Genomic DNA, 7,339 nt, shown 5'->3' with positions numbered 1-7,339 from the left:
CCCGCCCGGAGGAGATCCGGGCGGGGCGCCGATGTCGTTGCCGTGGTGGTGCGGGGGTGCCTCAAGTCCTGGCGAGCGCGGCGGGGGCGTCGAGCTCCGCACCCAGCAGCGGACCGTCCAGGTGCTCAGGGCGGAGCCGGACTCCGGTGACGCGCTCGGCCAGGGCCAGCAGCGCCGCGCCCGGGTCGGGCAGATCGGCCTCGTCGGTTAGCCCCAGGGCCCGCATCTGGTCCTCTAGCGCGTCGGGGCGGGTGCCGCGGCGAACGCTGGGGTTGGCGGCGTCAAAGAAGGTCTGCAGCACGCCGTCGACGACCCAGCGGAATTCGAAGCGCTGGTCCATGAGGACACGCACCGACACCAGCTCGGTCTCGGCCGACAGCTGGCGGTAACACTCCGGGCGGGTGACGCGGCAGCCGGTGGGCTCCACGACGACGGTCCACCCGTGGACGGAGAGCGCGTGCACCGTGAGTGGCGGAACGCCCTCGGCGCTCAGCCCTGCCTCGACGGCCTCGGCGATCGGTAGGCAGCGCAGGCGCCGCTCGGCCACGCCGAGGCGTCCCAGCGCCTCGGCCTTGGTCAGTCCCCGGACATAGGAGAGGCAGTACGCCTCGGCCAAATCCGGCTGCGTCTCTCGCAGCCAGGCGTAGTCACCTGGACACGCGACGGCCATCGGCCTTTCCCTTCGTTCTCATGGGCCTTTGTGTGCGGGGGTTCCGCCCGGAAAGGGAAGTGCGCCCACTAGACCTCTTCCCTCGAAAAGATCGGTTAAGCGGGCCACTTCAGGACACCGGTATGGGATTGGGGGTAGGCGATGCTGGGTATTGACCCACGCCTCAATCGCGAGCCTCGCCCATCGCCGTCACAGTGCGACAGTGCCGCTACGACATCGTCGTGGCAGCGTCCACGGCGTCCCACATTACGCCTGGGTAGGGGGTGCCTGGTACGGGGGACACCCTTTTCTTGTATGACGCGGCGCGCACCGCTTTCTCGCGGGGCGCGCCGGTCCCTCCAAGAGCGCCGCGGTCAGTCCTTGGAGTCGGACGCGTCCGAGGCGGGCGACGCGTTGCCCTTGCCGTCCTTGTCGCCCTTGCCGTCCTTGTCTTCCTTGGAGTCCGCGCCGTCCTTCTTCTTCTCCGGGTGGCCGTTGAAGTAGGACTTGCCCGGCTCGGTGTCACCGAGTAGCTGGGACACCGTGACCATCGTGTACCCCTTCTCGTCCAGCTGCTTGAGGATGGAGGGGACGGCGTCGATGGTCGTGCCGTGGATGTCGTGCATCAGGATGATCGCCCCGGGCTGGGCGCCCTGCACCGCGCGCTTGGCCACGATGGAGGAGTTGCGGTCCTTCCAGTCGTTGGTGTCGACGCTCCAGATGATCTCCGCGAGCCCCTCCTCCTTGGAGATCTTGGAGACCGCGTCGTTGGTGGCGCCGTACGGCGGGCGCATGAGTTCGAGGCTGTACCCGGTCTCGCGCCGGACCAGGTCGTTGACCGTGTCGAGCTCTGCGCGGACCCGGACCTCGGCCTGCCGGGTCAGGTCGGGGTGGTGCACGGTGTGGTTGGCCAGCTCGTGCCCCTCGGCGTATTCGCGGCGCACCGTGGCGGCGTGCTCCCGCACAGGCTCGCCGGTGAGGAAGAAGGTGGCCTTGGCGTCGTACTCGGCGAGGGTGTCGAGGAGCTCCGGCGTGCGGTCGCCCGGGCCGTCGTCGAAGGTCAGGGCGATGCACTTGGACGCCGGGTCCGAGCAGTCGACGCTGTCGTCGCGCACCGGCATCATCCCGGGGACCTCGGCGCTGGCGCCGTCCTTCGGGGGCGTCGCCGGCTTCTCGATCCGGTAGTCCGGGGTGACGACGACGGCGGCGGCCTGGGCCTTCTTGCCGAAGTCGGAGAGGAGCGGGTCGACGTCCTCCTTCGGGATGACGGCGGAGATCCGGCCCGACTTCACCGGGGCCACCTGGCCCTCGTCGAACTCCACGACGAGGTCGCCGTCGGGGTTGAAGCCCATCGAGTCGTAGGAGCGGAGGATCGGGTAGAGCTGCGAGGTGTCCGCGGCGTCCTCGTCCTTGAGCGCCTTCTTCACCAGACCGTCGAGGGTTTCCAGCTCCTTCTGCCCGGCCAGCAGCTCGGTGGAGTAGGCGGTGGTCCCCTGCGTCGTGTCGTACCAGTAGGTCGCGTAGGAGGTGCGCTCGCCCTCGTCGTCCTTCTCGTCCTGGGTGAGCCGGACCGCCACGACGTCGTCGCCCGCGACGCTCAGGTTCCAGCCGATCTTGATGTCCTCGGCCTTGGCGTTGGCGCCGAGGAAGTCGTCGCGCTCCTGGTCGGTGATCTCGCCCAGCCGCTTCGTCAGGGGGTCGGCGTTGGGGATCTTCGGGTACGCCAGCTCCGCCGTGGTGCCGGACTCCTCGGTCTCCTTCGTCTCCTCGGTCACGTCTGGGACGTTGTCGAGGTCAACGACGGTGAGCTCGTCGGTCTTGCCGGTCGCCTTGGCCCGCTCGGGCTTCTCCGACTTGTGCTCGGCGTCCGGGGAGGAACAGGCGGCGAGCGACAGGGCGGCAACGAGCGCGATCGCGATCGGGGCAGAGGCTCGCGGAAGGCGGGGGGTGCGCCGACCTGCCGGGGTCGATGCGGGCGAGTTGGGTGTGGTGAACGGCACGTGGGATTCGCCGGGCGCTGTCTGCAAGGGAACGAACGTCTTTCGCAATTGGTGGGGAGTTTTTTAGACCCGTAATCTCGGTTGCTCAAGGGTCCGGATCGCCGTTGCCAGGGGGTGTTCAGCAGGTGTAACCGGGCCCACCGGACGAGCTTAGAACGGTCAGGGGCCTGCCCGCTGACGTAGTGGGCAATAAGAGCGTCAACACCCGCTGTCCGAAACGCAAAAGCGCAGGAACGGGGACGTTTCGGGCACATGAGGGCATGCCGCATCTCACGTCTCGCAAGCGGGTCCCTATACTGGCAGCCGCGGTCGGTACACGCACGGCAGCCGCCGCGCGTGTCGAAAGAGGGAACCCGGTGCGACTCCGGGACTGCCCCGCAGCGGTGAGTGGGAACGAGAGCCGTCAACAGCACTGGGCACGATCCGCCTGGGAAGCGACGGCCGGTAGGCCCGCGTGTCGGCAACTCCGGCACGCACGCCCACGAGTCCGAATACCTGCCCTCCGCCCGTGGACGCCCACGCGTCCGCGGTTGGTCCACGTGCCCCGAGGGAGGGCCGCGGGCGACGGGCGCTTCGTCGCGCACGCGCTCATGGGTTGCTCCCCAACGGCACGGCCGGACCGTCAACGGCTGTTCGACGAGGGAGAGAAGAAGCCAATGAGAACCCGAACCTCGCTTCGAGGCGGTGGTGTCCGATGACGACGACCGTGCACGGATACCCCCGCATCGGCCCCAACCGCGAACTCAAGCGGGCGAGCGAGGCCTACTGGGCGGGCCGCATCCCCGCCTCCGAACTGGACGCCGTCGCCGCCCGACTGCGCCGCGGCGTCTGGGAGACCCTGCGCGACGCGGGGGTGGCGGAGATCCCGTCCAACACGTTCTCCTACTACGACCACATGCTCGACACCGCGGTCCTGTTCGACCTGGTGCCGGAGCGCTTCCGCACCCCGGCCTTCGCCGGGGAGGACCGCGAGTCCGAGCTGCGTCGCTACTTCGCGATGGCCCGGGGCGCCGACGACATCGCGCCCCTGGAGATGACCAAGTGGTTCGACACGAACTACCACTACCTGGTCCCCGAACTGTCCCCCGACCAGCGGCCGCGCCTGGCCGCCTCAACCAAGCCCTTCTCGGAGTTCACCCAGGCCAAGGGGCTGGGCATGATGACGCGGCCGGTCCTCGTCGGCCCGCTCACCTTCCTGATGCTGGCCAAGCCCGCCGCGGACGCCCCCCAGGGCTGGCGTCCACTGGACCTCCTCGACGACCTCCTCGGACGCTACGCCGAGCTGCTGGAGCTTCTGGCCGCCGCCGGCGCGGGACAGGTGCAGCTGGACGAGCCGATCCTGGCGACCGACGACGGGCGCGCCGAACTCGTCGCGCTGGAGCGCGCCTACGGTCGGCTCGGTGAGCTCACCAACCGCCCCGAGATCCTCGTCTCCACCTATTTCGGGTCAATCGGCACCGAAGCGCTGGAAGTCCTCAAGCGCACCCCCGTGGAGCGGATCGGCCTGGACCTGGTGGCCGGGCCGGAGTCGGTCGACGAGATCGCCGCCGTCTCGGGCCTGGGCGACACCACCCTGGTCGCGGGCGTCGTCGACGGCCGCAACGTGTGGCGGGCGGACCTGGCCAAGGCGCTGTCCACCCTGGGCTCGCTACTGGGCCTGGCCCGCGACATCGTCGTCAGCACCTCCTGCTCCCTGCTGCACGTGCCCATCGACCTGGACGCCGAGACCGAGCTCGACCCGGTGATCCGCGAGCGGCTGGCCTTCGCCCGGCAGAAGCTCGACGAGGTCGTGCTGCTGGGCCGGGCGCTGTCGGCCGGGGACGAGGGCATCACGGCGGAGCTGGAGCGGGCGCGCGCCACCGCCCCCGACGGTGCGGCGTTCGTCAACTCCCGCGTGCGCGCGCGGCTGGACGCGCTGGGCGACGATGTGGCCCGCAACGGGCACGAACAGCGCGGTGCGGCCCGGACCGACGACCCGCCGCTGCAGACCACCACCATCGGTTCGTTCCCGCAGACCGCCGACGTGCGCAAGGCGCGCGCCGACCACCGCGCCGGGCGGATCGACGACGCGGAGTACACGCGGCGGATGCGCGCCGAGATCGACCGCGTCATCGCCCTGCAGGAGGACATCGGCCTGGACGTCCTCGTGCACGGCGAGCCCGAGCGCAACGACATGGTGCAGTACTTCGCCGAGCGCCTGGACGGCTTCGTCACCACCCAGAAGGGGTGGGTGCAGTCCTACGGGTCGCGGTGCGTGCGACCGCCGATCCTGTACGGCGATGTCTCGCGGCCCGAGCCGATGACCGTGGAGTGGATCACCTACGCCCAGTCGCGCACCTCCAAGCCCGTCAAGGGCATGCTCACCGGCCCGGTCACCATGCTGGCCTGGTCGTTCGTGCGTGACGACCAGCCGCTGGGCGACACCGCCCGCCAGGTGGCGCTCGCGCTGCGCGACGAGGTCTTCGACCTGGAGCGGGCGGGGATCCGGCACATCCAGGTCGACGAGGCCGCCCTGCGGGAGCTGCTGCCGCTGCGCGCGGAGCGGCACGCCGACTACCTCGCCTGGGCCATCGGCTCGTTCCGGCTGGCAACCTCCGGCGTGGCCGACACCACCCGGATCCACACGCACATGTGCTACTCGGAGTTCGGCCGGATCGTCGGCGCCATCGAACAGCTGGACGCCGACGTCACCAGCGTCGAGGCGGCCCGCTCCCACATGGAGCTGGTCGACGACCTGGCCGTCGCAGGGTACAAGCGGGGCATCGGCCCGGGTGTCTACGACATCCACTCGCCCCGCGTGCCCACGGTCGACGAGATCGAGGCGGCGCTGCGCGACGCCCTGCGGGCGGTCGATCCGGAGCGCCTGTGGGTCAACCCCGACTGCGGGCTGAAGACCCGCGGCTACGCGGAGGTCGAACCGGCCCTGCGCAACATGGTCGAGGCGGCCCGCCGCGTGCGTGCCGACCTGGCCGACTGATCCGGCCGGTCGTCTCGGCCGCCTGAGCCACCGTCCGGTGTCCGCGGCACCGGGCGGCGCGTGGACCGGGCCGGAGCGCGGCGAAACGGGGGTGTGCGGGCCTGAAAAGCCCGCACACCCCCGCTGTCGTCTCCGTTGCGTCCGCGCGCTTTGCGCGCTCGGCCCTTTAGGAGCCGATGGGGGTCAGTGACGCCTTGCCCAGGTCGAGCATCATGTCCTCCACGTCGGAGAACTCCAGCGGGGCCGGAACGCTCTCGTCGGCGTTGAGACCAGGCGACATCGAGAGCTTCACCTCGGTGGTGATGTTCCCCTCGCGGACCAGCAGCGTGGCCACCGAATAGTTGGACCGCGTGATCTTCTCCGTGGAGAAGATCAGCTTGGCCTCCTCACCGAGCTTGACGTCCTCTTCCTCGTGGACCTCGCGCTCCATGTAGTCGTTGCTCTCATCGGTGGCGTATTTGACGGCCGACGCGAAGTCGTCCTTGGCGCCCTCGACGGAGTCGGACCCGGCGAAGGGGGTCCGGTACTCCAGGGAGAACGTGCCCCAGCTGTCGCCTTCGCCCTCGACGCGCCAGCGGCACGCGGAGCGGTTGTCGCTGAGGTTCTTGCTGCTGTCGGAGATCGCGTACTCGCTCAGCTTGTCCTCGGTGTAGGTCTGGCACGCGTCCTCGGGCAGCTTGTAGGGCGGCTCACCTTTGGCCTTGGGCTCCGGCTCGTCGTCCGCCTCCTCCTTGGGCTGGTCGTCCGACCGCGCCTGGCCGTCGGGCTGCGGGGCCGCGGACGGACTGCTGTCGCTGGGCTTCAATATCACGATGACCACCGCGATCACCAGGAGCAGGATGACCGCGCCACCGCCGATGACGATCCACATCCCGGCGCTGCTCCGCTTTGGCGGTGGAGGCGGCGGGTAGCCGCCGGGGCCGCCGGGCATGCCTGGACCGCCGTAGGGCGGCTGGGGACCCTGGGGGCCGGCGTACATCGGCTGTTCCGGCGGCTGCTGGAACTGCGGCCCCCCGTGCTGCGGGCCGCCGTAGCCGTAGCCGGGCTGTCCTCCGGTGTTCTGGCCGCCGTAGGGAGCCTGGTGGGGGCCGCTCGGGTACTGCTGACCGGGGTGGGGGCCACCGTGCTCGGGCCCGGGCTGGCCGTAGGCGCCGCCGTAGGGCGGCTGTCCTCCGGAGCCGCCTTCGCCATCCTGGGGGAATTGCGGAGGCTGTGGGTAGGGTCCGTTGTCGCTCATGACTCCCCTCGCGCCAACTGCGTGTGTGAACTGTTTGTCCGACGCGCGTCGGCGCGTTGTCGGTTCCATCTGGAATGGCCTGATACGGGTGGATCCGCTCGCTGTGATCCGCGCGAGATGCGCACACCACGGTGTTGGGATGTGACCATCCGTGACCGCGGTTCGACCCCGGGCGGAAGCGATCGCTCCGCTGCGTACCCCGCGCACCCGGCGAGGTGCCGGATGTGCGTCAGGGGGCAGGACTCGGCATTTTAACTTCCGCGATCGGCCATGGTTCCGGTGTCGCGGGAAACGTCGTGGATCGTCACCGTTTTGTGGCGGGAATTGGGGGTGAAAAACGGCGCATGTCGTTTTCGCGCGCTGCCGCACGGACCAAAGGTTCGGACCCTGAGGTTCAGGTTGGCGGTCACACCGAGAAAACGGGACGAATCCGGCGGGATCGTTGCCGGATCGAGATCATATGCCGGGTGAGGTCG

General features: G+C 69.8%; 4 protein-coding genes and 1 riboswitch. Of the genes, 1 reads left to right on the top strand and 3 read right to left on the bottom strand.

The annotated features are described in order from the left end of the window. Positions 1–61: 61 nt before the first annotated feature. Both ABD259_RS08145 and ABD259_RS08140 read right to left on the bottom strand, forming a co-directional pair. A complete protein-coding gene (locus ABD259_RS08145) occupies positions 62–670 on the bottom strand; it encodes a DUF6461 domain-containing protein (protein ID WP_344161267.1) in 609 nt (202 codons plus the stop codon). A gap of 353 nt (positions 671–1,023) precedes the next feature. Next, complete coding sequence (locus ABD259_RS08140) at positions 1,024–2,568, bottom strand: polysaccharide deacetylase family protein (RefSeq protein WP_425573499.1); 1,545 nt, start codon at positions 2,566–2,568, stop codon at positions 1,024–1,026. Between the two features lie 374 nt (positions 2,569–2,942). Continuing rightward, positions 2,943–3,166, top strand: a riboswitch (cobalamin riboswitch). 177 nt (positions 3,167–3,343) lie between these two features. On the opposite strand from ABD259_RS08140, the gene metE reads away from it, so the two are divergent. Then, positions 3,344–5,626 carry a 5-methyltetrahydropteroyltriglutamate--homocysteine S-methyltransferase gene (gene metE, locus ABD259_RS08135; protein WP_344161263.1) on the top strand — a complete coding sequence of 761 codons (2,283 nt, stop codon included), beginning with the start codon at positions 3,344–3,346 and terminating at the stop codon, positions 5,624–5,626. Between the two features lie 166 nt (positions 5,627–5,792). Here the strand turns inward: metE and ABD259_RS08130 are convergent, their stop codons facing one another. Next, positions 5,793–6,863: a DUF3558 domain-containing protein gene (locus ABD259_RS08130; protein ID WP_344105591.1), complete on the bottom strand. Its 1,071-nt coding sequence runs from the start codon at positions 6,861–6,863 to the stop codon at positions 5,793–5,795. Between the last annotated feature and the right edge of the window lie 476 nt (positions 6,864–7,339).

The organism is Nocardiopsis rhodophaea, from assembly GCF_039530945.1.
Taxonomy (GTDB): Bacteria; Actinomycetota; Actinomycetes; order Streptosporangiales; family Streptosporangiaceae; genus Nocardiopsis_C; species Nocardiopsis_C rhodophaea.
Note: the sequence above shows the minus strand (reverse complement) of the source record. Positions and strands in the feature narration are given on the sequence as shown.

Bases quoted from the DNA above. Each gene is read 5' to 3' on its own strand.
- ABD259_RS08145 (WP_344161267.1), bottom strand. From the start codon at position 670: ATGGCCGTCGCGTGTCCAGGTGACTACGCCTGGCTGCGAGAGACGCAG.
- metE (WP_344161263.1), top strand. From the start codon at position 3,344: ATGACGACGACCGTGCACGGATACCCCCGCATCGGCCCCAACCGCGAA.
- ABD259_RS08130 (WP_344105591.1), bottom strand. From the start codon at position 6,863: ATGAGCGACAACGGACCCTACCCACAGCCTCCGCAATTCCCCCAGGAT.